This window comes from Pseudomonas sp. B1(2018), from assembly GCF_003097365.1.
Taxonomy (GTDB): Bacteria; Pseudomonadota; Gammaproteobacteria; order Pseudomonadales; family Pseudomonadaceae; genus Aquipseudomonas; species Aquipseudomonas laurylsulfatiphila.
Map to the genome: position 1 here is coordinate 36,753 of NZ_PYUK01000019.1, position 25,816 is coordinate 62,568.

At 60.6% G+C, this 25,816-nt stretch carries 26 protein-coding genes and 1 tRNA gene; 19 read left to right on the forward strand and 8 right to left on the reverse strand.

Translation table 11 applies throughout. The annotated features are described in order from the left end of the window. Nucleotides 1-15: 15 nt before the first annotated feature. A complete protein-coding gene (locus C9422_RS24970; protein WP_116582502.1) occupies nucleotides 16-1,530 on the forward strand; it encodes a TolC family protein in 1,515 nt (504 codons plus the stop codon). Then, on the forward strand, nucleotides 1,514-2,119 hold the full coding sequence (gene cysC / locus C9422_RS24975; protein WP_116582503.1) for an adenylyl-sulfate kinase: 606 nt from the start codon (nucleotides 1,514-1,516) through the stop codon (nucleotides 2,117-2,119). Before C9422_RS24970 ends, cysC begins: the two co-directional genes overlap by 17 nt. Nucleotides 2,120-2,130: 11 nt before the next feature. On the opposite strand, the gene C9422_RS24980 is transcribed toward cysC, so the two are convergent. Beyond that, complete coding sequence (locus C9422_RS24980) at nucleotides 2,131-2,889, reverse strand: slipin family protein (protein WP_116582504.1); 759 nt, start codon at nucleotides 2,887-2,889, stop codon at nucleotides 2,131-2,133. Nucleotides 2,890-2,891: 2 nt separating this feature from the next. Beyond that, nucleotides 2,892-3,425: an NfeD family protein gene (locus C9422_RS24985; RefSeq protein ID WP_116582505.1), complete on the reverse strand. Its 534-nt coding sequence runs from the start codon at nucleotides 3,423-3,425 to the stop codon at nucleotides 2,892-2,894. Between the two features lie 199 nt (nucleotides 3,426-3,624). On the opposite strand from C9422_RS24985, the gene C9422_RS24990 reads away from it, so the two are divergent. Beyond that, on the forward strand, nucleotides 3,625-4,086 hold the full coding sequence (locus C9422_RS24990) for an aminoacyl-tRNA deacylase (protein ID WP_104451600.1): 462 nt from the start codon (nucleotides 3,625-3,627) through the stop codon (nucleotides 4,084-4,086). A 138-nt stretch (nucleotides 4,087-4,224) separates the two neighbouring features. Beyond that, nucleotides 4,225-4,470, forward strand: coding sequence for a DUF2789 domain-containing protein (locus C9422_RS24995; RefSeq protein WP_007975644.1), 246 nt, complete (start codon nucleotides 4,225-4,227; stop codon nucleotides 4,468-4,470). A gap of 4 nt (nucleotides 4,471-4,474) precedes the next feature. Here the strand turns inward: C9422_RS24995 and C9422_RS25000 are convergent, their stop codons facing one another. Next, on the reverse strand, nucleotides 4,475-4,756 hold the full coding sequence (locus C9422_RS25000; protein ID WP_116582506.1) for a type II toxin-antitoxin system RelE/ParE family toxin: 282 nt from the start codon (nucleotides 4,754-4,756) through the stop codon (nucleotides 4,475-4,477). Next, complete coding sequence (locus C9422_RS25005; protein ID WP_102702591.1) at nucleotides 4,753-5,031, reverse strand: antitoxin of toxin-antitoxin stability system; 279 nt, start codon at nucleotides 5,029-5,031, stop codon at nucleotides 4,753-4,755. The genes C9422_RS25000 and C9422_RS25005 overlap by 4 nt, the downstream gene beginning before the upstream one ends. A gap of 198 nt (nucleotides 5,032-5,229) precedes the next feature. On the opposite strand from C9422_RS25005, the gene C9422_RS25010 reads away from it, so the two are divergent. The 7 genes from C9422_RS25010 to C9422_RS25040 all read left to right on the forward strand — a co-directional run bounded on the left by C9422_RS25010 (nucleotide 5,230) and on the right by C9422_RS25040 (nucleotide 12,777). Next, nucleotides 5,230-5,658: a MarR family winged helix-turn-helix transcriptional regulator gene (locus C9422_RS25010; RefSeq protein WP_178082436.1), complete on the forward strand. Its 429-nt coding sequence runs from the start codon at nucleotides 5,230-5,232 to the stop codon at nucleotides 5,656-5,658. Next, nucleotides 5,655-7,727, forward strand: coding sequence for an FUSC family protein (locus C9422_RS25015; RefSeq protein WP_116582508.1), 2,073 nt, complete (start codon nucleotides 5,655-5,657; stop codon nucleotides 7,725-7,727). Before C9422_RS25010 ends, C9422_RS25015 begins: the two co-directional genes overlap by 4 nt. Continuing rightward, complete coding sequence (locus C9422_RS25020) at nucleotides 7,724-7,933, forward strand: DUF1656 domain-containing protein (RefSeq protein WP_007987399.1); 210 nt, start codon at nucleotides 7,724-7,726, stop codon at nucleotides 7,931-7,933. The genes C9422_RS25015 and C9422_RS25020 overlap by 4 nt, the downstream gene beginning before the upstream one ends. Further along, on the forward strand, nucleotides 7,930-8,817 hold the full coding sequence (locus tag C9422_RS25025) for an HlyD family secretion protein (RefSeq protein WP_116582509.1): 888 nt from the start codon (nucleotides 7,930-7,932) through the stop codon (nucleotides 8,815-8,817). The genes C9422_RS25020 and C9422_RS25025 overlap by 4 nt, the downstream gene beginning before the upstream one ends. Beyond that, on the forward strand, nucleotides 8,814-10,262 hold the full coding sequence (locus C9422_RS25030; protein WP_116582510.1) for an efflux transporter outer membrane subunit: 1,449 nt from the start codon (nucleotides 8,814-8,816) through the stop codon (nucleotides 10,260-10,262). The genes C9422_RS25025 and C9422_RS25030 overlap by 4 nt, the downstream gene beginning before the upstream one ends. A 93-nt stretch (nucleotides 10,263-10,355) precedes the next feature. Continuing rightward, the gene (locus C9422_RS25035; protein ID WP_007975635.1) at nucleotides 10,356-10,991 is read left to right on the forward strand and encodes a hypothetical protein; all 636 of its coding nucleotides are present in this window, start codon (nucleotides 10,356-10,358) and stop codon (nucleotides 10,989-10,991) included. Between the two features lie 280 nt (nucleotides 10,992-11,271). Beyond that, complete coding sequence (locus C9422_RS25040) at nucleotides 11,272-12,777, forward strand: YdgA family protein (RefSeq protein WP_116582511.1); 1,506 nt, start codon at nucleotides 11,272-11,274, stop codon at nucleotides 12,775-12,777. Nucleotides 12,778-12,849: 72 nt separating this feature from the next. On the opposite strand, the gene C9422_RS25045 is transcribed toward C9422_RS25040, so the two are convergent. After that, complete coding sequence (locus C9422_RS25045; protein WP_116582512.1) at nucleotides 12,850-14,379, reverse strand: FAD-dependent oxidoreductase; 1,530 nt, start codon at nucleotides 14,377-14,379, stop codon at nucleotides 12,850-12,852. Between the two features lie 139 nt (nucleotides 14,380-14,518). Between C9422_RS25045 and C9422_RS25050 the strand changes: the two genes are divergently transcribed. From C9422_RS25050 to C9422_RS25065, 4 genes are all read left to right on the forward strand, one after another. Beyond that, nucleotides 14,519-15,079: a YbhB/YbcL family Raf kinase inhibitor-like protein gene (locus C9422_RS25050; RefSeq protein WP_116582513.1), complete on the forward strand. Its 561-nt coding sequence runs from the start codon at nucleotides 14,519-14,521 to the stop codon at nucleotides 15,077-15,079. Nucleotides 15,080-15,122: 43 nt separating this feature from the next. After that, nucleotides 15,123-15,392 (forward strand): hypothetical protein, encoded by a 270-nt coding sequence (locus tag C9422_RS25055; RefSeq protein WP_033047979.1) that lies wholly within the window; start codon nucleotides 15,123-15,125, stop codon nucleotides 15,390-15,392. Nucleotides 15,393-15,509: 117 nt separating this feature from the next. Next, the gene (locus tag C9422_RS25060) at nucleotides 15,510-15,809 is read left to right on the forward strand and encodes a type II toxin-antitoxin system Phd/YefM family antitoxin (protein ID WP_116582514.1); all 300 of its coding nucleotides are present in this window, start codon (nucleotides 15,510-15,512) and stop codon (nucleotides 15,807-15,809) included. Further along, nucleotides 15,806-16,114: a type II toxin-antitoxin system RelE/ParE family toxin gene (locus tag C9422_RS25065; RefSeq protein ID WP_116582515.1), complete on the forward strand. Its 309-nt coding sequence runs from the start codon at nucleotides 15,806-15,808 to the stop codon at nucleotides 16,112-16,114. The genes C9422_RS25060 and C9422_RS25065 overlap by 4 nt, the downstream gene beginning before the upstream one ends. A 70-nt stretch (nucleotides 16,115-16,184) precedes the next feature. Here C9422_RS25065 and C9422_RS25070 read toward each other — a convergent pair. After that, nucleotides 16,185-16,261 (reverse strand) — tRNA-Arg (locus C9422_RS25070). A gap of 348 nt (nucleotides 16,262-16,609) precedes the next feature. On the opposite strand from C9422_RS25070, the gene gabD reads away from it, so the two are divergent. The 3 genes from gabD (at nucleotide 16,610) to C9422_RS25085 (ending at nucleotide 20,868) form a co-directional block, all read left to right on the forward strand. Next, complete coding sequence (gene gabD / locus C9422_RS25075; protein ID WP_116582516.1) at nucleotides 16,610-18,052, forward strand: NADP-dependent succinate-semialdehyde dehydrogenase; 1,443 nt, start codon at nucleotides 16,610-16,612, stop codon at nucleotides 18,050-18,052. 186 nt (nucleotides 18,053-18,238) lie between these two features. Then, complete coding sequence (gabT, locus tag C9422_RS25080; RefSeq protein WP_007975624.1) at nucleotides 18,239-19,516, forward strand: 4-aminobutyrate--2-oxoglutarate transaminase; 1,278 nt, start codon at nucleotides 18,239-18,241, stop codon at nucleotides 19,514-19,516. Nucleotides 19,517-19,653: 137 nt separating this feature from the next. Then, nucleotides 19,654-20,868 (forward strand): response regulator, encoded by a 1,215-nt coding sequence (locus tag C9422_RS25085; protein WP_116582517.1) that lies wholly within the window; start codon nucleotides 19,654-19,656, stop codon nucleotides 20,866-20,868. A 190-nt stretch (nucleotides 20,869-21,058) separates the two neighbouring features. Here the strand turns inward: C9422_RS25085 and C9422_RS25095 are convergent, their stop codons facing one another. Then, nucleotides 21,059-22,048, reverse strand: coding sequence for a sensor domain-containing diguanylate cyclase (locus C9422_RS25095; protein ID WP_116582518.1), 990 nt, complete (start codon nucleotides 22,046-22,048; stop codon nucleotides 21,059-21,061). Between the two features lie 257 nt (nucleotides 22,049-22,305). After that, nucleotides 22,306-23,490: a delta-9 fatty acid desaturase DesA gene (desA, locus tag C9422_RS25100; RefSeq protein ID WP_116582519.1), complete on the reverse strand. Its 1,185-nt coding sequence runs from the start codon at nucleotides 23,488-23,490 to the stop codon at nucleotides 22,306-22,308. Between the two features lie 147 nt (nucleotides 23,491-23,637). Here desA and dibA point away from each other — a divergent pair, with 147 nt between their 5' ends. Continuing rightward, nucleotides 23,638-25,557: a phosphodiesterase DibA gene (gene dibA / locus C9422_RS25105; protein WP_116582520.1), complete on the forward strand. Its 1,920-nt coding sequence runs from the start codon at nucleotides 23,638-23,640 to the stop codon at nucleotides 25,555-25,557. The last annotated feature ends 259 nt before the right edge of the window (nucleotides 25,558-25,816 follow it).

Genomic DNA, 25,816 nt, shown 5'->3' on the forward strand with positions numbered 1-25,816 from the left:
AGGGGCGATGCAAGGATGAAAAAAAGTCATAAGTTGTTCGGCGCCAGCCTGCTGGCACTGGCGATCAGCGGATGCGCAGTCACCAGTGAGCCGATCGAACGCAGTGTCAGTGAGCAGCGGGCCAAAAGTGACCTGCAAGCCATGTACAAGGGGCAGGAGCCCCTTGGCGGCCCATTGACCCTGCACCAGGCCATGGCCCGTGCGGTGAAGTACAACCTCGAAGGCCGGTTGAAAATCATGGAAGAGGCCCTGGCCAAGCGTCAGCTCGACCTCGCCAGTTTCGACATGCTGCCGCGCATGGCGCTGGACGCCGGATACGTGGGGCGCAACAACGTCAACGCCTCCAGCAGCCAGAGTGTGCGCACCGGCACGCAGTCCCTGGAACCTTCGACCTCCCAGGACCGCGACCGTGATGTAGCGGACCTGACCATGGTCTGGAACGTGCTCGATTTTGGTGTCAGCTACATCAGCGCCAAGCAGCAGGGCGACCAGCGCCTGATCGTTCAGGAGCGTCGGCGCAAGGTGATCAACACCATCGTCCAGGACGTGCGTTCGGCGTACTGGCGGGCGATGGCTGCCGAACGCCTGCTCACACAGATCGACAGCCTGATGGCGCGGGTTGAGACCGCGCGCAACAACAGCCAGAGCATGAGCCAGCAGCGCATTGGCGACCCGGTGCAGGCCCTCGGGTATCAGCGCTCGCTGATCGAGGCGACCCGCCAACTGGAAGAGCAGCGTCGTGCGTTGTCACTGGCCAAGACCGAACTGGCAACCCTGATCAACCTGCCGATGGGCACGGAGCTGACCCTGGCGACCGATAACGGTTATGAGATTCCCGAGCTCAAGGTCGACCTGGCCAGTCTCGAACAGGAAGCCCTGACCAGCCGTCCGGAACTGCGTGAACAGGACTATCAGACCCGCATCAGCGCGGCCGAAACCCGCAAGGCCATGCTGCGCCTGCTGCCGGGCCTGGAATTCTCCGCAGGCGGGCATTACGACAGCAACTCGTTCCTGGTGGAGCAAGGCTGGGCCGATTATGGCGTCAAAGTCACCTGGAACCTGTTCAACGTGATCTCGGCTCCAGCGGCGATCGACGTAGCCAAGGCTGGTGAAGAAGTCGCCACGGCGCGCCGTCAGGCGATGTCGATTGCTGTGCTGGCGCAGCTGTATGTGGCCAATGCCAACTACCGCGAGGCCTTGCGCCAGTTCAAGACCAATCAGCAATTGTCGGACATCGACGGGCAAATCGTCGGTCAGTTGCGCAACCGTCACCAGGCGGACGGTATCGGCGAGCTCGATCTGATCCAGGGGGAACTCAACACCTTGCAGGCCGATTTGCGTCGTGACCTGTCCTACGCGGACCTGCGCAACGCCTATGGGCAGATTTTCGCCAGCGCCGGTCTCGACCCGCTGCCGGATCAAGTGCAATCGACACAAGTCCAGTCCATCGCCACGGCCCTGGCCAACCGCGAAGCGGCCTGGGCGGCAGGTGATATTACGGTGCCGGTGACGCATGCCCCGGTGCGCTGACGTGAAGGCCCCGACCGCCAGCGTCAGCCGGGCTCAGCGAGAGCGACGCAACGGTCATCGCGGCGCGGCGATCCTGCTGACCGGCCTGCCGGCGGCAGGCAAGTCGACCCTTGCGCAAGCGCTGCACGCCGAGTTGTTTGCTCGCGGACTGCAAAGCGTGGTGCTCGATGGTGACGGGCTGCGGGTGGGGCTCAACCGAGACCTGGGCTTTGGCGACAGCGATCGTCAAGAGAACATCCGCCGCGCCAGCGAACTGGCATCGTTGCTGGTGGAGAACGGACACATCGTGATCCTGGCGATGATCGCGCCCTTGGTGGAGTTGCGTGATGTGTTCGCCCGGCGACTCGGTGACGACTACCGGGAAGTCTGGTGCAGCGCGGCCCTGGCGGTGTGCGAGCAACGTGATCCGAAAGGTCACTATGCCCGTGCCCGACGGGGTGAGTTGACCGGCTTTACCGGGGTCTCTGCGCCGTATCAGGCGCCGGTCGATGCGGCGCTGGTGCTCGACACCGGGGTACAAACGGTCGAGGCCTGCCTTGATCGACTGCTGACCTGGCTCGCTGAATCCGAAGTGCTGCCCAGGTCCTGACCGATCGGCGTTCAGGGTTTTGGCGACAAGTCAGCCATGCCCTTGAGCAACTCGATCGGCAACGGAAAGACGATGGTCGAGCTCTTGTCGCCGGCAATCGAACTCAGGGTCTGCATGTAGCGCAGTTGCATGGCCCCCGGTTGGCGGCCCAGCATTTCGGCGGCCTGCATGAGTTTTTCCGAGGCCTGCAATTCGCCTTCGGCGTGGATCACCTTGGCGCGCCGTTCCCGCTCGGCTTCGGCCTGCTTGGCGATGGCACGGACCATCGATTCGTTGAGGTCCACGTGCTTGATCTCGACGTTGGCGACCTTGATGCCCCAGGCGTCGGTCTGGGCGTCGAGCACTTGCTGGATGTCCAGGTTCAACCGTTCGCGTTCGGCCAGCAGTTCGTCCAGTTCGTGTTTACCCAGCACCGCCCGCAACGTGGTTTGCGCCAATTGGCTGGTGGCGGCCAGGAAATCCTCGACCTGGATGATGGCCTTCTGCGGATCGAGCACGCGGAAATACAGCACCGCGTTGACCTTGACCGACACGTTGTCGCGGGTGATCACGTCTTGCGGCGGCACGTCCAGCACCACGGTGCGCAAGTCGACCCTGACCATTTGCTGGACCACCGGAATCAGCAGGATCAGGCCGGGGCCCTTGACCTGCCAGAAGCGTCCGAGCTGGAACACCACCCCGCGCTCGTACTCGCGCAGGATGCGGAACGTCGACCCCGCCAGTGCGATGAGCAACAGCAGCAGCGCGACAAGACCCAATTGCAAACCCATGACTATTCTCCGCCCGGCGCCGCGTCAGCCGCGGCCACTTGCAGCAGCAAGCCCTTGCGCCCCACCACCCGCACCCGTTGCCCGGGTTGCAGCGGCGTCGCGCTGAGTACCTGCCATTGTTCTCCTTGCAGATGCACCCAGCCGCCATAGGCGTTGCCGGCCTGCAATGACGTCACTGCCGTCACGCTGCCAAGCAGCCCGGCATCACCGCTGACCGTGTGGCGGGGTCGGGTTTTCAAGGCGTGAATCACCAGGTAGATCAGTAGCAGCGCGCTGACCACTGCCAGGCCGATCATCAACGGCACGGGCACTTCGGTGTTGGACAGGATCACCGCGCCGATCACGAACATCACGATGCCGCCCAGGCCGATCACGCCGTAATTGGGCAGGGCCGCCTCGGCGATCAGGAATGCGATGCCGAAGGTGATCAGCCAGATCCCCACGGGGTTGGGCACCAGCAACACAACCGTGTCGGCAGCGAAGATCGATCCGCTCAACGCCAACAGCAACGCAACTGCACAACAACGCGTGTTCACCTGACCCTCCGGGAGAGTCGTGGAGTGGCTCTGAGTACAGTTTAGTTGAGCCTCGGCCTGTATGAATTTTGCTCAATTGTCGTCGTCGGCCGATGGGCGGATTTCCCGCCGGATCACGCCGGCGGGCCTAGACTTTTACTACGCAAGCAACGCGTTAACCATCGTCTGCCAGCGATCACGGCGGACACCGAGGTGCATCATGCGTATGGCAAGAACTGTGCAGCGAAGCCTGGAAAAGGCTCAATGCGAATATGACATCGTCAGCCACCCCCACTCGGCCAGCAGCCTCGAAACGGCGCGGGTCGCCGGTATTCCTGCCGAACGGGTGGCCAAATCGGTGATCCTCGACGATCACCATGGGCACTACCTGATGGCCGTGCTGCCCGCCAGCCGTCACCTTGACCTGAGCAAGGTCCGCAGCAGCGGTGAGTGGCAGGTTTCCCGGGAAAGCAACCTGGCGCACCTGTTCGACGATTGCGAGCGCGGTGCCGTACCGGCGCTGGGTGAGTCCTATGGGTTGGAGGTGATCATCGACCCGCTGCTGACCCGGCAGAAAGACATCTATCTGGAGGCCGGCAACCACGTCAACCTGGTGCGCATGGACATGCCCGAGTTCCTGAAAATGGTGCCGCATGCGGAGGTGCGGGAGTTGAGTCATTGAGTTTTGTTTCGTCAATGCTGACGTCTTCGCGAGCAGGCTCGCTCCCACAGGTTTTGTGATCGACACAGATACTTGTGGGAGCGAGCTTGCTCGCGATGACCGCGCAGCGGTCCCCTAATAAATTCACCGGAGTTCAACATGGAAAGCCCGACCCACAACCTGCCATCCCTGTTCAAACAACTCGGCCTACCGGACGACGCCGAAAGCATCGATAAATTCATCGCCACCCATTCACCGCTCAAACCGGAACTGCACCTTGCGGATGCATTTTTCTGGAGCCCGAGCCAGGCGGAGCTTCTGCGAGACGAGATTCTCGATGATGCAGATTGGGCGGAGGTGGTGGATCAACTGGATGTGATGTTGAGGAAGGGGCGGGGGGTGTGAGCCGTCATCGTCCGGGCGGCCACTGCCGGGAGGTATGGACCAGGGCGAGTATCCAGATGGCGTCCAGTCCCTGTTCATAAACAATGCGGTAACTCTGATGTGGAATCAGCTCGCGAGTGCCTGAAATGATCCCGGCAGGGCCGCTTTCCGGGTGTTGGGCCAGTCGGGATAGTGCAACACTGAACCGGTTGTCCATGTCGATGGCTGCCTTCGGGTTAACGGCATGCAGGTAATCCCAAATGTCTGCACGGTCCTGTGCTGCTTCTTTCGTCCATATTATTTTCATTCTTGTCGCTCGGCCCGCCTGCGCCTGGCAGCGAACTCTGCCTCGATTTCATCATTTGTCAGCCCGTCGCCGGCGCGCATCGAAGCACGTGCGGTGTCGACCTTGCGCTGCAGGAATGCTTCGTACTCGCGAGCCTCCCGTTGGGTTTGAACAAACTGACGCATCATTTCCCGGACGATTTGCGAGGCGGGGCGATGAGCGGCGTCCGCTTCTGCCATGAACTGTTCACGCAATTCAGATTCAAGTTTCATCGTAAAAACGGCTTGTTTCGACATGGCTGCCTTCTCGGTTTTCGTAATGACAAAGTATATACATCTTCAGTACGTTGGCTGGTTCACCCCTATGGCTTCGCGACGGATGGCAGCCAATATGTTTCAAAACTTGACGGAAAATCCTCTCCAATGCAATATTGATAGTTAGCAAACTAACAGTGTGTATTTTCCCTCGTGCCGAACAACCTCGACGTTCTCCAGATGAACATCAGCAGCGCCATGGTGGTGGCCGCCAGGCATTGGCGCAAAATCTGCCAGACCACGCTGGTCAACTATGGAATCTCCGAAGCCTGCGCCGTTCCGCTGTTGATGATCGGGCGCCTGGGTGAGGGCGTGCGCCAGGTGACGGTGGCGCAAGCCGCCGGGATGGAGAGTCCATCGCTGGTGCGCCTGCTGGATCAACTGTGCCACTCCGGTTACGTCTGCCGGACCGAAGATGCGCAGGACCGCCGCGCCAAATGCCTGAGCCTGACCGAAACCGGCCGGGAGCTGGTGCAGGCGGTCGAAGTGGAGTTGGTGCGCTTGCGCCAGGAAGTCCTTGACGGCATTGACCAGGGTGATCTGGAAGCTACGCTGCGGGTACTGAGAGCTTTTGAAGCGGCCACGCCGCCATCGGTGGCCAACTCTTGAACGGATTTTTCGCAGGCATGCCCCCGGCGCGAGACTGGTTCTACGGGGTCCGCACCTTCGCCGCATCGATGATCGCGCTGTACATCGCCCTGCTCATGCAAATGCCGCGTCCGTACTGGGCGATGGCCACGGTGTACATCGTTTCCAGCCCGTTTCTCGGCCCTACCAGTTCCAAGGCGTTGTACCGGGCAATCGGCACCTTTATCGGCGCGGCGGCGGCGGTGCTGTTCGTGCCGATGTTCGTGCAGAGCCCCTACGTGCTGGTGGTGGTGATTGCGCTGTGGACCGGCACGCTGCTGTTTCTGTCCCTGCATTTGCGCACCGCGAACAACTACGCCTTGATGCTCGCCGGCTACACCTTGCCGTTGATTGCCCTGCCGGTGGTGAACAACCCGCTGGGGGTGTGGGACGTGGCCGAGGCGCGGACCGAAGAAATCTTTCTCGGCATCGCCGTGGCGGCGGTGGTCGGTGCCATGTTCTGGCCGCGGCGCCTGGCGCCGGTGTTCAATGATTCGGTGAGCAAATGGTTTACCGATGCGTCGACCTACAGCCTGCGTTTCCTCAGTCGCAACGTGCAGCCGGAAGAAGTCAGTGCGTTGCGCGCATCGATGGTCGCTACGTTCAACTCCCTGGAGTTGATGATCGGTCAGTTACCCCACGAAGGTTCGCGTCCGCAGACGGTGCGCAATACCAAGGAATTGCGTGGGCGGATGATTCACCTGCTGCCGGTCGTCGATGCCCTCGACGATGCGCTTTATGCCCTGGAACGACGTACGCCCGAGCTTGTGGACAAGTTCGCGCCGTTGCTGACGGCCACCACCGAATGGCTCGAGCACAAGGATGCCGACCTCGACCGCTGGCAGGCACTGAAGGATCAACTGGAAGCCCTGCAACCCGCCCCCGAAGCGCTGGATGACCGCAAGCAGCTGCTGTTCTCCAATGCGATTTATCGTCTCGGCGAGTGGATCGATTTGTGGCAGGACTGCCGCAGCCTGCAGTACGCGATCCAGTGCGAAAGCCAGGACAGCTGGCGTGCGGTGTATCGGCACTGGCGGCTGGGGCGACTGTCCCCGTTTCTGGATCGCGGCCTGATGTTGTATTCCGCGGCTTCCACCGTCACTGCGATTATCGTGGCCTCGGTGTTGTGGATTCTGCTCGGCTGGACCGATGGCGGCAGCGCCGTGATCCTGGCGGCGGTGGCGTGTAGCTTCTTCGCCTCGATGGACGACCCGGCGCCGCAGATTTACCGGTTCTTTTTCTGGACGGCGATGTCGGTGGTGTTCGCCAGCCTTTATCTGTTCCTGGTGCTGCCCAACCTGCATGACTTTCCGATGCTGGTGCTGGCGTTTGCCGTGCCGTTCATTTGCGTCGGCACCCTGACGGTCAAGCCGCAGTTTTACCTGGGCATGCTGCTGACCCTGGTCAACACCTCGTCCTTCATCAGCATTCAGGGTGCCTACGACGCCGACTTCCTCAGTTTCGCCAACTCCAACCTGGCCGGTCCCATGGGGCTGCTGTTCGCGTTCATCTGGACCCTGATCGCCCGGCCGTTCGGGGCCGAGCTGGCAGCCAAGCGCCTGACCCGTTTCAGTTGGCGTGACATTGTCGGCCTCTCCGAGCCGGCCACGTTGTCCGAACATCGGCTGTTGGGCATAAAGATGCTCGATCGGCTGATGCAGCACCTGCCGCGCCTGGCCATGACCGGCCAGGACTCCGGCGTGGCACTGCGGGAAGTGCGGGTGGCGCTGAATCTGCTGGACCTGCTCGCTTATACGCCGCGGGTCCTCGGTGTGCCGCAGGTGCTGCTGCGCCAGGTGGTGGCCGAGGTGGGCGAGTACTTCAAGGCCTGTCTCAAGGCCGGTGAGCGCTTGCAGGCACCGAGCCCGCTGCTGATGACCCTCGACCGCACGCGTCGCGCCCTCAGCGGTGCCGGCGATGACGAAACCCGTCGGCACTTGCTGCACGCCCTGAGCGGCCTGCGCCTGGCACTGTTGCCCGGCGTCGAATTCGTCGGTGCCGCCGAGCCGGAAGAACCGCTTCCCCATGGCATTGATGGAGCGCCTTTATGATCGGTGACCTGGATCTCAGCGGGGTGTTTCTGCCCACGCTGCTGGTGCTGATGGGCATTACCTATGTGTTGTACCTGTTGGTGCACGGGGTGCTGACGCGCCTGCACTTTTACCGTCTGGTCTGGCACCGGGCATTGTTCAACGTGGCCCTCTACGCCCTGCTGCTTGGCGCCGTGGACTCACTCAGTCGATACCTGATGACATGAAAAAACCCTTTCTAACCCTTGGTCGCGTGGTGTTGACCCTGTTGATCGTGAGCTTCGCCGTAGTCGTGGTCTGGCGCATGGTGATGTATTACATGTTCGCGCCCTGGACCCGCGATGGTCACATCCGTGCCGACATCGTGCAAATCGCACCGGATGTTTCCGGGTTGATCCAGCAAGTGGAGGTGCGCGACAACCAATTGGTCAAGCGCGGCCAGGTGCTGTTCAGCATTGATCCGGACCGCTTCAAGCTGGCCCTGCGCCAGGCAAAGGCGGCTGTCGCCGACCGCGAAGAAACCCTGGCCCAGGCCCAGCGCGAGGCCAAGCGAAACAAAGGTCTCGGTAATCTGGTGCCGGCTGAGCAACTGGAAGAAAGCCAGTCGAAAGTGGCCCGCGCCCAAGTGGCCTTGATGGAGGCCCAAGTGGCGGTGGACAGCGCGCAGCTGAACCTCGACCGCTCGGTGATCCGCAGCCCGGTGGACGGCTACGTCAACGACCGTGCGCCACGGACCCAGGAGTTCGTCAGCGCCGGGCGTCCGGTGTTGTCAGTGGTCGACAGCAATTCGTTCCACATCGACGGCTATTTCGAAGAAACCAAACTGAACGGCATCCATATCGGCCAGAGCGTCGACATCCGGGTGATCGGCGACAATGCGCGCTTGCGCGGGCACGTAGAAAGCATCGTCGCCGGTATCGAAGACCGCGACCGCACCAGCGGCAACAACCTGCTGCCCAACGTCAACCCGGCCTTCAGCTGGGTGCGCCTGGCCCAACGGATTCCGGTGCGCATCGCTTTCGATGACGTGCCGAACGATTTCCGCATGATCGCCGGGCGCACCGCCACTGTATCGATCATCGACGATCAGCAACGGGAGCCGGCGCAATGAGCAAGGCCTCGGGTTTGGCGGTCGCCGGTTTAGGTTTGCTGCTGTCGGCGTGTCAGATGGTCGGGCCGGATTATCACTTGCCCGAAGAGGCGGCTGTCCATCGTCCAGATATCCAGGGCGATCTGGCGGTCGACGGCAAAACGGTGGTGTCCGCACCGGTGCCGGCCGATTGGTGGCGCCTGTACAAGGACCCGCGACTCGACCAGTTGGTACAGCAGGCCATGGCCTCCAACACCGATTTGCGCGTGGCGGCGGCCAGCCTGTTGCGGTCTCGCGCTCAGGTGGATGAGGCCGAAGCGGCAGGCGGCTGGAGCGGCGGCGTGCAGATGGGCGCCCAGCGCTTGCAGGAGTCCGGCCAGGCGTTCCTGATACCGGAAAAAGTGCCGGTGGCCAACATTGGCGACATTGGCATCAGCGCGTCCTATCAGTTCGACCTGTTCGGTACCTTGCAGCGCGGTATCGAGGCGGCCAAGGCCAATGCCGATGCGACACAGGCCGCCGCCGATACCGCACGCATCACCGTGGTGGCCGACGTGGTACGGGCCTACACCCAGGTGTGTGCGGCCAATGAAGAGCGGGAAATCGCCCAGCACTCTCTCGACCTGCAAGCGCAAAGCACCACACTGATCCAGCGCCTGCGCGATGCCGGGCGTGGCGACGAAACCCAGGTCACCCGCTCGCAAACCCAATTCAAATCCCTGCGCGCCGACATGCCGCGCTATGAGGCCTCACGTCAGGCCGGGCTGTATCGCCTGTCGATGTTGCTGGCCAAGCCGGTGGATCAACTGCCGGCCGGCACCGCCACCTGCGACGAGCTGCCGAAAATCGCGCAATTGGTCCCGGTGGGCGATGGCGCCGCGTTGCTCAAGCGTCGCCCCGATGTGCGGCAGGCCGAGCGGCGGCTGGCGGCCGCGACGGCCGGTATCGGTGTCGCCACGGGTGAGCTGTACCCGAATATCAGCATCGGCGCGACCATCGGTACTGTCGGTATCCTCGACGATCTCGGCGACCCGTCGACCAACCGCTGGGGCTTCGGCCCGTCGCTGACCTGGAAGGTGCCGACCAACGGCGCCCGGGCGCGTATCCGCGAAGCCGAAGCAGTGACCCAGGCGACGCTGGCGCATTTCGATGGGGTGGTGCTCAACGCGATTCGTGAAACCCAGACCAGCCTTGCCCAATACACGGCCTTGCTGCAACGCCGCGACGCCCTGGCCGATGCCGAACAATCGGCAAAACTGGCGGCTGAACAGACCCATCGCTTCTTCCAGGCCGGCCGCGAATCATTCCTGGCGGACCTGCAAGCGACCCGCACCTACACGGATGTCACGGCGCAATTGGCCGCTGCCAACACCCAGGTTGCCGCCAGCCAGATCGATTTGTTCCTAGCGTTGGGCGGCGGATGGGAAAGCGGACGAACGCAAGCGTCGAACTCCGGCAAACCCTGAGGCCGTTGCTATGCTTTGAAGTGTTGGAAGGGCGCCTCGTGCAAAGCGCCCTTTCTTCGCACAAGGCTCGCGCAGGTCAGGGGGAAACCAACAATGAAAAACCCTTATGCTCTCGGCTTCTGGTGCGCCATCGTGGCGTTGGTGCTGCTGTCGGCCACCTATTTCTACGGCGTCATGCTGGCCCACCAGATCGACAAGGCTCTGGCGTTCCTCGACAGTGCCGTCGCGTTGATAGCCGTGATGTCCGTTGCGGTGGTGGCCTGGGCGTCGGTCCAGAATCAACGCATCAAAAAAAGACAACTCGAACAAGGCAAGACCCTGGTCCTGATCTGGGATACCAAGGTGGCGTTGCGTCGTGTCGAAACGGTGTTCGACCGTTATTTCTGGGGCAGTTACTGGCAACCGGGGCGCACGTTTCAGGAAGTCATGGGCGAATTGACCGGTACGCCGCTGGAAAAAAGCCTCGAAACCCTGAAAAAACAATGCCTGGCGCTGGATCGGCAAGTGGCTGACGACGGTCGGCACTGGCTCAGCAATGCCCGGGAGCTGGCCGATGTCGCCACGGCCATGGCTCGCGAACGCTATCAACTGGACGTCTGCGACCCACGCGCGGAAGTGACGGGCGGAGCGGTGATCAACCGCGACTTCGAAGTGCTGGTGTACACCTGGACGGCGCGGCTTAAAAGCTTTGATCATCAGCTGGATGAGATCGAAGTCCAGTATTCCTGATTTTGTGGTGGCTGTTATGCCGCCATCGCGGGCAAGCCCGCTCCCACAGGGATCACGTCATACCTGTGGGAGCGGGCTTGCCCGCGAAGGCGATTGAATGCACAGCGAAAATTTCGAACCCTGCGCCCCCACCAAGACACTCTTTCACCTTTAATCATTGGGCCGTTCGTCGCGCCTGATGCTAATCTGCATTCCACTTTCAGCGCAGTCTAGCCGCAACCCGTCATGGGTTCAGGGAAGACGACCACACTTTCAACAACGGACATTGAACGGGTCATACATGAACAAATCAGCAGGCGTGCTACTGGGAATTGTTGTCGCAATCGGTGCCATCAGCGCAGGCGGAGCCTGGTTCACCGGCACCAGGCTCGAAGGTGTGCTCAATACCTCGATTGCCGATGCCAACAAGGAGCTGCAAGCGGCCATGGTCGGTTCCAACGGCACCGCGTCGCTGGAGCTGGTATCGCTGGAGCGTCATGTATTCAGCAGCACCGCGCACTATCGTCTCAAGGGCGAAGGTGAAATGTTCGGCGAAGCACCGGTCGAGTTGCTGTTTGTCGATCACATCGAACACGGCCCGTTGCCGTTCTCGCGGCTGATGTCGCTGAAGTGGTTGCCAGTCCTGGCGACCAGTCACTACGAACTGGAAAAGACCCCGCTCACCGAGAAGTGGTTTGCCGCCGCCAAGGACAAATCCCCACTGACCGGCGTGGTCAACATCGGCTATGACAACGCCACCAATGGCACCTTCGAGTTGCAGCCGCTGGAAATGGCGCTGGATGACAAGTCGAGCATGAAATTCTCTGGCCTGAACATGGACATCGACGCCAGCGCCAAGGCGCAGAAGGTCAAGGCCAATGGCTACATGGACAGCCTGAAAGTGACCACCGTTTCCGAAGACCAGGCACCGGTTCAGGTTGAGTTGAACGGCCTGACCCTGGCCAGCAACCTGACCAAAAGTACCTACGGTTTCTATGTCGGCGAGAACGTCCTTGAACTGGCCAGCGGCAAATCGACTTTTGGCGTCAAGCAGTCGGTGCTGGACTTCAAGAAATTCGAGATGAAAAACCTGACGGAAGAAAAGGGCAGCAACGCTTCCGGACGTGCCGATTACAAAGTTGGCGAAGTATCCCTGAATGGCAAGGCCATCGGTTCCGGTGCGCTGGCCATGAGCGTGAAGAACCTCGACATTCCGGCCACGATGTCGTTGATGCAGGTCTACCAGAGCAAACTGCAACCGTATGAGCGCGCGGCGGCCGAAGCGACGGCAGCGGGCCTGCCGGCACCGGAGCTGAAACTCACCGAAGCCGAAGAAGCGCTGCTCAAGTCCAGCCTGGAAAAACTGCTGGCGGCCGGGCCGCAAGTGGCTCTGGAAAACTTGTCGTTCAACACCGCCAATGGCGAGAGCCGCGCCAACATGGTGCTCGACCTGACCAAGCCACAAGCCATCGATCTGCCGACCGATCAGTTGGTCAGGCAGTTGATCGCATTGCTGGACTTCAAACTGCTAGTGTCCAAACCCATGCTGGTCGACGTGCTCACCGTGCAATCGCAAATCGACGGTCAGACCGACGCCAAGCTGATTGCCGATCAGGCCACCGCCACCGCAGACATGTTCAGCAGCATGGCGGTCGGCAGCCAACTGGCAAAACTGGACGGCAACAACATCGTCACCAACTTGCGTTACGCCAACAATCAGGTGGACTTCAACGGCCAGAAAATGACCGTCGAAGAGTTTGCCGGTTTTGTCATGAGCAAGTTTGCGGAAACTGGCGCCACCGAATAACGGCGGCCGTTTACCCGGTAACGCCCGGCCTCTGCAACGCGCAGACGCTGGGCGTTTTGCTGTCCAGTACCGCTAGGGAACATCACGGATCAGGCGCCATGCCTCTTCCCAGGGCAAGGGTTGTTTCATCCGCTCGGCAAGCGTCGCCATGGCCCTGTCCATCTCGCAGGCTAGCGCCGCCGACACCACGCCATTTTTTCCGAACAGGCCTATGAAGGGCGGATCGTATGGGTCGCCCTTGAACTCGACTTCGTCCCAAGCCTCGGCGTGCCCGAGGTAGTCGTAGGTCTTGCCGAAATGCCAGGTCCAGAAAAACGGCACGTCGAGGTAATGCTCGTCCCCGCCCAGCATATTGGCCGCTGCGATCCGCGCCTGTTGTTGGGCCAGTCGCCAGTGTTCGATGCGCACGTATTGGTTGTTCAGCGGGAAGGTGGCGATATCGCCAGCTGCCCAGAGACCGTCGGCCACGCGCATTGCGCCGTCGACACGCAGCGACTGATCTTGCTCTTTCGCCAACCCGGTGAAGGCGGCGGTGGCCGGTGTGACGCCAATGCCGACCAGCACCAGATCGGCCGCCAGGCGTTGGCCGTTGTCCAGGCGCACGGCTTCGACCTTGTTGGTTCCTTCGATCTGTACCGCATTGCCCTGGGTATGAAACACGACGCCATTGGCTTCATGCCGCGCGCGGATAGCCTTGCCGACCGTTTCGCCGAACTGTTTGGCAAAAGGCACTGCGTGGCGGGCCAGTACGGTCACGTCCAGGCCAAGCTGGCGCAGGGACGAGGCGGACTCCATGGCAATGAAACTGTCGCCGATGATCACCACCCGTTGGCCGGCGCTGGCGCTGTTCAGAATTTGCTGCGCATGAGCTCTGGAGCGTAAAACGAACACCTGCGGCAAGTCGGCGCCGGGCAGCGTCAACAGCTTGGGTATGCCGCCGGTGGCCAGCAGCGCGGCGTCGTAGGTCAGTGATTGGCCGTCAGTCAGCCGCAGTGTGCGGTTTGATGCGTCCAGGCTGGCGACTTCACCCTGCAGGCGCTCGATCCGCTGCTCGCGGTAAAACGCCTCGTCGCGCAGCGGCGGGACTTCCTGCGGCGGCATTTCCCCGGCGATCACGTATTTGCTCAGCGCGGTGCGGTCGTATCCGGCATCGGCTTCGCGGTCGATCAACAGCACCCGGCCACCGAAACCTTTCTCGCGCAACGCCGCCGCTGCCGCCGTGCCTGCCGCGCCAGCGCCGATAATGATGAAGGTTCGTGGATCGTCGGCCGGTGGCGTGTGGGCGTCCGATAATGGCTGGTCACCGACCCAGATGTCGCCGTCACGGACTTCGAGGGGATAGCGCTTGAGACTGTCCAGGGCTGGCGGTTCACACAGGCCGCCATCCTCGATGCGAAACTGCGCCTTGTGCCACGGACAGGTCAGGCGTCCGTTGCATACCGCACCGTCAGCCAGCGGGGCGCCGGCATGCGGGCACTCGGCCTGATAAGCGCGAAGTTGCTCACCGGCCCGCAACAGGAGAATCTTGCTGCCCTGGACTTGCACTTCCAGACCCCGGTCTTCGGGCACATTGGTGACACGCGCAACGCGATGCAGAGTCATGATTGCTCTCCAGACAGACGTTTACTTATGAGTCTGGTGCTTATCGCGAGGTTCAGCCAATTCCCCCCTGCCACGGCGTGAACGGTCCGGCTATAGTTTGCACGCCGACGACGGCCCAACACGCACAAGGTGCTCCGGTATGACCCGATTGACCTCAATCAACGCTTGGCTCGCAGCCGCCGCTGTCGCCCTTTGCGTGCAGTTCCCGGCGCAAGCCCAGGAACGCTTCACCCTGAATATTCCCGGAGTCTCCGATGACCGTCTGTTCACCTCGGCCGCTGCGAGCGATTCCGCGGGCTGTGGCGGACACAACATTTCCCCGGCATTGAACTGGAACGCCGGCCCGGCCGCCACCCAAAGCTACGCCATCGTCATGCACGACCCGGACGGCCAGAAAGGCCAGGGCATCGATCAGTGGGTGCATTACGGCATCAAGGCCGGTACCCACCAGATCCCGGCCGGTGCCGGGAGCAAACCCGGCCTCGAGGGCGTTGGCGGTACCAACAGCCAAAACACCATCGGCTACATCGGCCCTTGCCCGCCCATTGGCGACAGCGCGCACCACTACATCATCCAGATCTACGCCCTGGACCTGGCCCCGGACGCCTTGCCCGCCGGCCTGACCCGTGCGCAGCTGCTGGAAAAAATCAAAGGCCACGTCCTGAGAAACAGCAGCGTGGTACGGCGCTATCACCGCTAAACGCGGATTTGCAGGAAACTGAAGTGCGCAGCATGGCGGGGATTTGGCATCCGCCCCCGAAAGCGCGCACTATCAGGCTATAGCCGATGCGTTGGAGGATGCCGTGGCAAAAAAAATCGACCGCATCGCCCAAATGCTCAACTGCCCGCAAAAGGGTGAAGAACTGCGGCGAGCGATTACCGAGAGTCGCAAGGATTTTCTGCTGAACCAGCCGGAAGAGGATGTTGTTGAAGACGACGACCTTGAGGAGGAGTTTTTCGAGGACGACGAGGACGATGATGAGTACGACGAGTTCGACTGGACGACAGAATGAAAAAACCGCTTCGGCGGTTTTTTTGTGCGCCAGAACAGCACCGGTCGGAGATTCGTTGACCCTTATGCAGAGAATGGAACACTATAAGGTACTTTTTTTCGTACCTTTGGAGCCGTCATGGAGCAGCTACTTGCCAGCCGCTCGGTCAGCATCACCGAACTCAAGCGCAGCCCGAGCACTGTCATCGAGCAAGCGGGTTCCGAGCCTGTTGCCGTGCTCAACCACAATCGCCCAGCTGCCTATCTTTTACCGCAAGCGGCCTATCAACAACTGCTGGATCGGCTGCAGGCTGCCGAACTTCGTGAAGCCATTGCGGCCAGCCGCAACGATCCGCGTCCGGCCATTGCTGCCGATACCGTGTTTGCCGAGCTTGATGCGCTGATTGACGAGGTGGCAGCCGAGCAAGGCCGTTCATGAGGCAATTGCTTTTCACTGCAATGGCACGGGACGATCTGCTGCAAGTCGCTCGTTTTATCGCCCGGGACAACCCTGAACGGGCCCGGACGTTTGTGGGCGAGCTACGCAGGCAGTGCACACGATTGGTCGAACAACCGAACCTGGGTGCTTCAAGGGACGATTGCGCCAAGGGATTGAGAATGCTTGCCCATGGCCGATACCTGATTTTCTACTGTCTGATGGACGACGGGATCAAGGTCGAACGCGTACTGCATAGTGCGAGAGACATCGGCCGGCTGTTTGAAAAAAACAGCATTGATCATTAGGCGCCAAGCCTCCAAACACCCACAAAAAAGCCCCAGAACCTAAGTTCTGAGGCTTTCTCGTTACAACGTATGGTGCACCAGGCGGGATTCGAACCCACGACCCCTGCCTTCGGAGGGCAGTACTCTATCCAGCTGAGCTACTGGTGCAGCGGGCGCCATGATACTCATATGCACTGCGGGCGTCCATGCTGCTGAATCGCCTGCGTTTTTTTAAAGCTGTAACGCGCGTTTGCTACGTTGATCAGAAAATACAGGCAAAAGCGTCGTTTTCGTTCTTTTTTTCGAACAGCCTATTGTCCTTTACCCCCTTTGATCCTAGGATTCGTTTGAGATTTCAAACGCTCTTGTCTGGGTGCTGAACCGCACGAGTTCAATCAGTGCGCTATTTATGTGCTTCAGCCCGGTGAATGATTTCCCTGACGGCAGCCTATCGAGGCGCCTTTCTACAATCATAATTTGCTCCGCGCGTGCGCGGTGCTGTTAAGGAAAGCCGACATGCAGCTTAAAGACACCCAGTTGTTCCGCCAGCAAGCCTTTATCGATGGCGCGTGGGTTGATGCGGACAATGGTCAGACGATCAAGGTCAACAACCCGGCAACGGGCGAAATTCTGGGCACTGTGCCGAAAATGGGCGCTGCCGAAACCCGCCGTGCCATCGAAGCTGCTGACAAAGCGCTGCCGGCCTGGCGTGGCCTGACCGCCAAGGATCGCGCGAACAAGCTGCGTCGCTGGTTCGAGCTGATCATCGAGAACCAGGACGACCTGGCTCGCCTGATGACCCTGGAACAAGGCAAGCCATTGGCCGAAGCCAAGGGCGAAATCGTCTACGCCGCGTCCTTCATCGAGTGGTTCGCCGAAGAAGCCAAGCGCATTTACGGTGACGTGATTCCGGGCCACCAGCCAGACAAGCGCCTGATCGTGATCAAGCAGCCAATCGGCGTGACCGCTGCCATCACCCCGTGGAACTTCCCGGCTGCCATGATCACCCGTAAAGCCGGCCCGGCCCTGGCCGCCGGTTGCACCATGGTGCTCAAGCCTGCTTCGCAAACCCCGTTCTCCGCTTTCGCCCTGGCCGAACTGGCCCAGCGTGCCGGCATCCCGGCTGGCGTGTTCAGCGTTGTTTCCGGCAGCGCCGGCGACATCGGCAGCGAACTGACCAGCAACCCGATCGTACGCAAGCTGTCCTTCACCGGTTCGACCGAAATCGGTCGTCAACTGATGTCGGAATGCGCCAAGGACATCAAGAAAGTGTCCCTGGAACTGGGCGGCAACGCGCCGTTCATCGTGTTCGACGACGCGGACCTGGATAAGGCCGTCGAAGGCGCGATTATTTCCAAATACCGCAACAACGGTCAGACCTGCGTCTGCGCCAACCGCCTGTACATTCAGGATTCGGTCTACGACGCCTTCGCCGAGAAGCTGAAAGTGGCTGTGGCCAAGCTCAAGATCGGTAACGGTCTGGAAGACGGCACCACCACTGGCCCGCTGATCGACGAAAAAGCCGTGGCCAAGGTGCAAGAACACATCGCTGACGCCATTTCCAAAGGCGCCACCGTGCTGTCCGGCGGCAAGTCGATGGAAGGTAATTTCTTCGAACCGACCATCCTGACCAACGTGCCGAACAACGCGGCCGTGGCCAAGGAAGAAACCTTCGGTCCATTGGCTCCACTGTTCCGCTTTAAAGACGAAGCCGATGTGATCGCGATGTCCAACGACACCGAGTTCGGTCTGGCCTCGTACTTCTATGCTCGCGATCTGGGTCGTGTGTTCCGTGTGGCTGAAGCCCTGGAATACGGCATGGTCGGCGTCAACACCGGGTTGATCTCCAACGAAGTCGCGCCGTTCGGCGGCATCAAGGCTTCGGGCCTGGGCCGTGAAGGCTCCAAGTACGGCATCGAAGATTACCTGGAAATCAAATACCTCTGCCTGGGCATCTAACCCCGCAAGAGTATTGCTTCAAGCGCAAAGGGCACGAGAGCGCTGTCCCTTTGCGCCGCTTCAAACCGGAATTTTCTCTGTGGTCGGGAACGCTGTGGCAGTCGATCATCGCATGCTGCCTTAGTTACCTCCCCACCGCTTAATCCTTGAACCACGCCGACCGATGAGCGGCGAATGAGGAATGTAATGAGCAAGACTAACGCTTCTTTGATGGCCCGCCGTACCAATGCAGTTCCACGTGGTGTTGGCCAGATTCACCCGATCTTCGCCGAGTCCGCGAAGAACGCGACCGTGACCGACGTTGAAGGTCGTGAGTTCATCGACTTCGCCGGCGGTATCGCCGTGCTGAACACCGGCCACGTGCACCCGAAAATCATCGCGGCCGTGACCGAGCAGCTGAACAAGCTGACCCACACTTGCTTCCAGGTACTGGCTTACGAGCCGTACGTAGAAGTGTGCGAAAAAATCAACGCCAAGGTGCCAGGTGATTTCGCCAAGAAAACCCTGTTGGTGACCACCGGTTCCGAAGCCGTGGAAAACTCGATCAAGATCGCCCGTGCCGCCACTGGCCGTGCCGGCGTGATCGCGTTCACCGGCGCTTACCACGGTCGCACCATGATGACCCTGGGCCTGACCGGTAAAGTCGTGCCTTACTCGGCCGGCATGGGCCTGATGCCAGGCGGCATCTTCCGCGCGCTGTACCCGAACGAACTGCACGGCGTGAGCATCGACGATTCGATCGCTTCCATCGAGCGCATCTTCAAGAACGACGCCGAGCCGAAAGACATCGCTGCGATCATCATCGAGCCGGTTCAGGGCGAAGGTGGTTTCTACGTCGCTCCGAAAGAATTCATGAAGCGCCTGCGTGCCCTGTGCGACCAGCACGGCATCCTGCTGATCGCTGACGAAGTACAGACTGGCGCTGGCCGTACCGGTACTTTCTTCGCCATGGAACAGATGGGCGTTGCTGCCGACCTGACCACTTTCGCCAAATCCATCGCTGGCGGCTTCCCGCTGGCCGGTGTGTGCGGCAAGGCCGAGTACATGGACGCCATCGCTCCAGGCGGCCTGGGCGGCACCTACGCCGGTAGCCCGATCGCTTGCGCAGCGGCCCTGGCCGTGATGGAAGTGTTCGAAGAAGAGCACCTGCTGGATCGTTGCAAGGCTGTTGGCGAGCGTCTGGTAACCGGCCTGAAGGCCATCCAGGCCAAATACCCGGTGATCGGCGAAGTCCGTGCCCTGGGTGCGATGATCGCTGTCGAGCTGTTCGAAAACGGCGACAGCCACAAGCCGAACGCCGCCGCTGTGGCATCGGTTGTGGCCAAGGCTCGCGACAAGGGCCTGATCCTGCTGTCCTGCGGCACCTACGGCAACGTTCTGCGCGTCCTGGTACCGCTGACCTCGCCGGACGAGCAACTGGACAAAGGCCTGGCGATCATCGAAGAGTGCTTCGCCGAGCTGTGATCACTTAGTGTGACCTGATCGACAAAAAAACCCGCTTCGGCGGGTTTTTTCATGCCTCTGGAAACACATTCCGCGCATTAACGTTGTATCAAATGGCCTGCATTGGCTAAGGTTCCTGCATTGCCAGGGAGAGCTGTATGACAACTGTCATTTTACCCGCGGTTCCGAGAGTACTGATTGCCGAGGCCGACCCCTGGTCCCGGGATCTGCTCAAGGAAGTGTTGTTGAACGTACGCTGCGATGCGCGGCTGGATTTGTGCGCCGATGGCCAGCAGGCGTTGGAGCTATTGGCTGCCAACCCCTATGACCTGGTCATCGCCGATTGGGAGTTGCCGGGTGTCGATGGCCTGAATGTCCTGCGCAACGTCCGCCAGCGCAAACGCAACCCGCCGCTGCCCTTCATCCTCATGAGCAGTCGCAACGACAGTGCCAGCGTGCGCGAGGCCTTGCCGCTGGCGCCGGCCGCGTACCTGACCAAGCCCCTGAATATGGAAAGCCTGACCCATCGGTTGCAGGGGTTGCTGCTGCACGCTGGGGAAGAAGTCTCGTGCGAAGTGCCAGCGCTGGCGCCGGGCATGACGTTGTCGGTGTTTCTGGAGCGTCGACGGGAATTGGCCGACGGCGCGCCGCTGATGACCGACGTGCAAGTGGCAGTCAAGCGCAGCCTCAATCCCAATGGCCTCGACCTGACGGTGCTGGAGGACGAAATCCGCACCGATCCGCAGGTTACGGCGGTGCTGATTGCCGCTGCCAACAGTGCGGCCCAGCACCACGGCGCCGGCGTGCAAACCCTGTCCCAGGCGCTGCATCGCCTGGGCACCGGACAGAGCATGAACCTGATTCTCGGCCTGGCGCTCAAGCGCAGTGCCCGGCTCAGCGATCCGCAATTGGCCGACTATGCCGAGCGTTACTGGGAGCTGTCACTGCATACCGCCGAGTACGCGCGAACCCTGGCGCGCTTGCTCGATCTGGATCAGGAGCGTTGTTATTGCGCCGGCATGCTGCATCGTCTCGGCGATCTGGCGTTGCTGCGCTGTCTGCAGGAGTGGCAACAGGCTGGCGGCGTACTGGACGAGTTGGAAGAAGTGGGTGAAGCGCTGGTTGAGTATGGCGCGGCCTATGGCTCGGCCCTGCGTACACGCTGGCGCCTGCCGCTGGAGTTGCGGGAGCTGATTGCGGCGGCCTACCAGCTCGGTGGCGGGGTTTATTCCCGCGAAGCGCTGGTGATGAACATGGCGGCGCAGATGGCGCGCCTGACCGAGCATGAGGGCATCGAGGAGCTGGCGAAGAGCCGGACGGCGCGGTTGCTCAAGATCGGCTTGCCGGAGTTGATGCGGTTGCGCAAGAAGTAAAACCACCACCCAACCCTGTGGGAGCCGGCTTTTGTGGCGAGGGGGCTTGCCCCCGTTCGGTTGCGCAGCAGCCGTAAAACCAGCGAATGCGGTTGGTCTGACAATGCTGGAACGCCACAATCAGGACTGCTTTGCAGCCCAACGGGGGCAAGCCCCCTCGCCACAGGTATTCGGTGCTGCCAGCGAAATCTCAGGCAGTGACAATCCTGTTCTTGCCCTCGCGCTTGGCCTGATACATCGCGGCATCCGCCCGGGAAAACAGGTCCTCCACGTTTTCGTCCGAGGCGCTCAGGCTGGTCAGGCCCTGGCTGACAGTGATGCCGAACGTCCGGCCTTCATGGTTGAAACTCAACTGCTGAATCTGCCGATGCAGGCGTTCAGCCACTTGCAGGGCCATTTGTGGCGTGCACCCGGGAAACACCGCAGCAAATTCCTCACCGCCAATGCGCCCGAACAGGTCGCGACGGCGCAACGCTGCGCGGCCGCTTTCGGCAATGCGTTGCAGCACGTTGTCGCCTTCCTGATGACCGTAGGTGTCGTTGATTGTCTTGAAGTCATCAATATCCAGCATCAGAAACGACAACGGCTCGCCCTGTTGCCGGGCGTGTGCGAACGCGCGGTGAGCGCATTCGAAGAAATGATGGCGATTGCTGCTCTGGGTCAGGGCATCGGTGGTGGCCAGGCGATGCAGTTCGGTTTCCACTTGCTTTTTGTGGGTGATGTCTTCGGCAATGCCGACGATAATCACCGGTTGCCCAGGCTCGGCCTGGCGATTGATGAAGCATTTGTCGCTGAGCCAGCGCACTTGGCCGTCGGCGGAAATGATTCGATACTCGCGGTCTTCGACGGCGCCTTTGTCCAGCACTTCGGCCAGGCTGCGTTCGGCATAGTCGAGGTCGTCAGGGTGAATGCTGTCGCGCCATTGATTGCAGTCGGCCAGCAAGTGGTCGGCTGAACGGCCAAAAATCCATTCATAGGCCGGGCTGACGTAAAGCACCCGGCGAGTTTCCCAATCGAATGCCCACAGCACCGCGTTGACGCTTGCCAGCAAGGTGTTGAGCAAATGTTCCCGTTCGCTCAGGCGTGCGACTTCGCCTTGGGCGTGCATCAGCGCCATCAGGGTCTGCGCGGTCTCGGGGCAATGTGACGAAGAAGAGTCTTGCAGGTTCTTTTGGGCCATCGACACAAATCTCAAAGGGCATGCGGCCAACACCAAGCCCGCCGGGGATGGCGAAGTGTCTTTGAGATAAGGGTTTCAAGATGAAGTTCCCGCCTTTTGTGGAGAGAGAGCTTGCTCCCGCCGGGCGGTACTGGCGACGCGTTTTTGCGGCCACAAATCCATGTGGGAGCGGGCTTGCTCGCGAATGCGGTGTGTTAGTCACCTTTTATGTCGACTGACACACCGCATTCGCGAGCAAGCCCGCTCCCACAGGTTTTTCAGACAGCGGCAGGGCGCAGGGAGTAGGTTTTCAACTGATCGGCGAAGTCGCGCAGGGATTGAATCCCGCTGGCTTCGGCTTCGTGCACCCAGTCCTTGATCGCCGCCAGCATGTCGTGGCCATTTGAGCTGGTCTTGACCCAGATCTGCTGCAGGGCCAGGCGTTTCTCGTAGATTACCTTCAGTGCCTGACTGTGCTCGAGCATGTTCTGGATGCGTACATGGTGTTTGTCATCCAGCAGGCTGGTCTCTCGCGAAAGCAGGCGTTTGGCCCGGCGGAACTGGTGACGTACCGAGTGATCGACCTTTTCCAGCTCTTGCTTGACCAGTGGGCCGATCACCAATTTGCGGTACTGGGCCATGATCTGGAAGCGGTTGTTGAGGATCGCCATGGCGGTGTCCATGTCCAGATTGCCCTTGCCTTCGACGCGATGGGCAATCGGCGCAACCCGTTGAACCTTGGCCAGGCGCAGGAAGCTGAAGACTTTGATCCACGCCCAGCCCAGGTCGAATTCCCACTTCTTCACCGACAGTTTTGCCGAATTAGGGTAGGTGTGATGGTTGTTATGCAGTTCTTCGCCGCCAATCAGGATGCCCCACGGCACCAGGTTGGTCGCCGCATCGCGGCATTCGAAGTTGCGGTAGCCGATGGCATGGCCCAGGCCATTGACCACGCCGGCGGCCCACACCGGGATCCACATCATCTGGATGGCCCAGATGGTGATGCCGATGGTGCCGAACAGCAGCAGGTCGATAACGGCCATGATCACCACACCCAGCAGTGGGAAGCGGCTGTAGAGGTTGCGTTCGATCCAGTCTTCGGGGCAGTTCTTGCCGTAGATGCGCAGCGTCTCGGGGTTTTCCGCTTCGGCGCGGTACAGCTCGGCGCCTTTGCGCAGCACCGTGGACAGCCCCTTGATGACCGGGCTGTGCGGGTCATCGACGGTTTCGCATTTGGCGTGATGCTTACGGTGGATGGCCGTCCACTCGCGGGTGTTCTGCGCCGTGGTCAGCCACAGCCAGAAACGGAAGAAATGCTTGAGGCCCCCATTCAGCTCCAGGGAGCGGTGGGCCGAGTAACGATGCAGATAGACCGTAACGGCGATGATCGTGACGTGGGTCATCAGCAGGGTGACTGCGACCAGTGACCAGGCCGACAAGCCAAGTAAACCTTCGTACCACATAGGCTGTAGGGCCCTCGATAAAGAAAAAAACAGCCGTTGCATTATCACTAAGCCCACACAGAAAACCAGTCGCCCTTTCAGATAAGAGTGGCTGGATGTGTCTTTAAACTATAATTCCAACCTTTTCGTATGGACATGGATTGCCGGATGCCTGCCACCTATCGCGATGCCTTGCGTGCAGCGCTGCTCTATCTGTTGCTTTCTGTGGTTTGGCTGCAGATCAGTGGCTATTTATTAAACAGTTTCTTCGATAGCTCGGAAGAGCTATTGCGGTGGCAACTGATCAACGGTTATGCCTGGGTGGTGCTAAGCGCCGGGTTGATCTTCATCGCCCGTGCGCGACTGCTTCGTTGCCTCGGGGTCGGCGCCAAACTGCGTGAGCGCAGCGAAGATCGCGAGCGTTTGCGTCAAGCCGCCGCTGTGTTCGACTGCACTCGCGAAGGGGTGTTGGTCACCAATTGCGAAGGCTTGATTATCCATGTCAACCGGGCGTTCATGGAAATCACCGGCTATCAAAGTGAAGAAGTCCTGGGTCAGCGCCCCAGTCTGTTCAAGTCTGGCCGTCATCCAGCGGATTTCTACCGGGCCATGTTCGCCACACTCGACAGTGTGGGAGAGTGGAGCGGGGAGATCTGGAACCGCCGTAAAAGCGGTGAAATCTACCCGCAATGGCAGACTATCCGCGTCATTCGCGACGATCATGGGCGACGTAACCAATACGTGGCGGTTTTTTCCGACATCAGTGCGATCAAGGATTCCGAGCATGAGCTGATGCACCTGGCTCACCATGATCCGCTGACCGATCTGCCCAATCGGCTGCTGTTCACCGACCGAGTCGAGCAGGCCCTGACATCGGCGCAGATCCACAAGCGTGGCTGCGCGTTGCTGATGATCGATCTGGACCACTTCAAGATGATCAACGACAGCCTCGGGCACACCATTGGGGATCATTTGCTCAAGGCTGTAGCCGGACGCCTGAAAGGCATGTTCGACCCCGGTATTACCCTGGCTCGGTTGGGCGGCGACGAGTTTGCCGTGCTGGCCGAATGCTGTCCGCAGTTGGTCCAGGCGGCTGCGCTGGCGCAACGGATCATCAACGGACTGAAAGAGCCGTTTGCTATCGACGGGCATCAGCTGTTCATCAACACCAGCATTGGCATCAGCCTGTTCCCCAGCGATGCCTTGAGCGTTGAACAATTGTTGCGTAACGCCGATTCGGCGCTGTTCAAGGCCAAAAGCACCGGTCGCAATGACTACGCGCTCTACACCGAAGAATTGACCGCCCATGCCCAACAACGCGTCGAGATCGCCTTCGAATTGCGCCGTGCCCTGGACCAGCAGGAACTGCAGGTTTATTACCAGCCGGTACACGACCTCAAGACCAGCCGCCTGATAGGTGTCGAGGCGCTGGTGCGTTGGCAGCACCCGCAGCGGGGGCTGGTGTCACCGGCGGAATTCATTCCGGTCGCCGAACGAACCGGTCTGATCGCCGAAATCGATGCCTGGGTCATGGCGCAGGCGTGCCGGCAGATGTGTCAGTGGCAGCAGGACGGGGTGGTGCTGTCGTTTGTGGCGGTCAACGTTTCTTCGCGCCTTTTCGCTCGTCGCGAGTTGTATCAGCAGGTGGCGCAGGTGCTGCACGAAACCGGGCTGGAACCGGCCTGTCTGGAACTGGAAGTGACCGAAAGCGCGGTGATGGACGATCCGGAAGTCGCGCTGGAACAGATGCACCGCCTGCGCGAGTTGGGTGTACGCCTGGCCATCGACGACTTCGGCACGGGGTATTCATCGCTGTTGCGGCTCAAGCGTCTGCCGGTGCAAAAACTGAAAATCGACCAGGGCTTCGTCGCCGGATTGCCGTGGGACGAGGATGATGCGGCGATCTCGCGGGTGATCATCGCCCTGGCCCAAAGCATGGGCATGCAGGTTCATGCCGAAGGGATCGAGCAGGTCGAACAGGCGGCGTTCCTCCTTGAACAGGGCTGTGATCTGGGGCAGGGCTACTGGTTCGGGCGGCCGGTGCCGGCGGTGCGGCTGGATTGGACATGTGCGCCGGTGATCGGATAGGTGCCCAGTTCAGTTGATGCCCAAACCCTGTGGGAGCGAGCTTGCTCGCGATAGCGGAATATCAGCCGACATTTCTGGCGACTGACACTCCCTCATCGCGAGCAAGCTCGCTCCCACAGGTTTTTGGTGCGCTTGTAAAGAGGGTGATTCGCCTCAAGCCCTTGTCTCTTCAATTAATGTTTTCTGGTTATATAAACATTCTTAAATAGTCTTTTTAAGAATATCAAGACCTCACTAGTATTGCTCCCAAGCCGCAAGC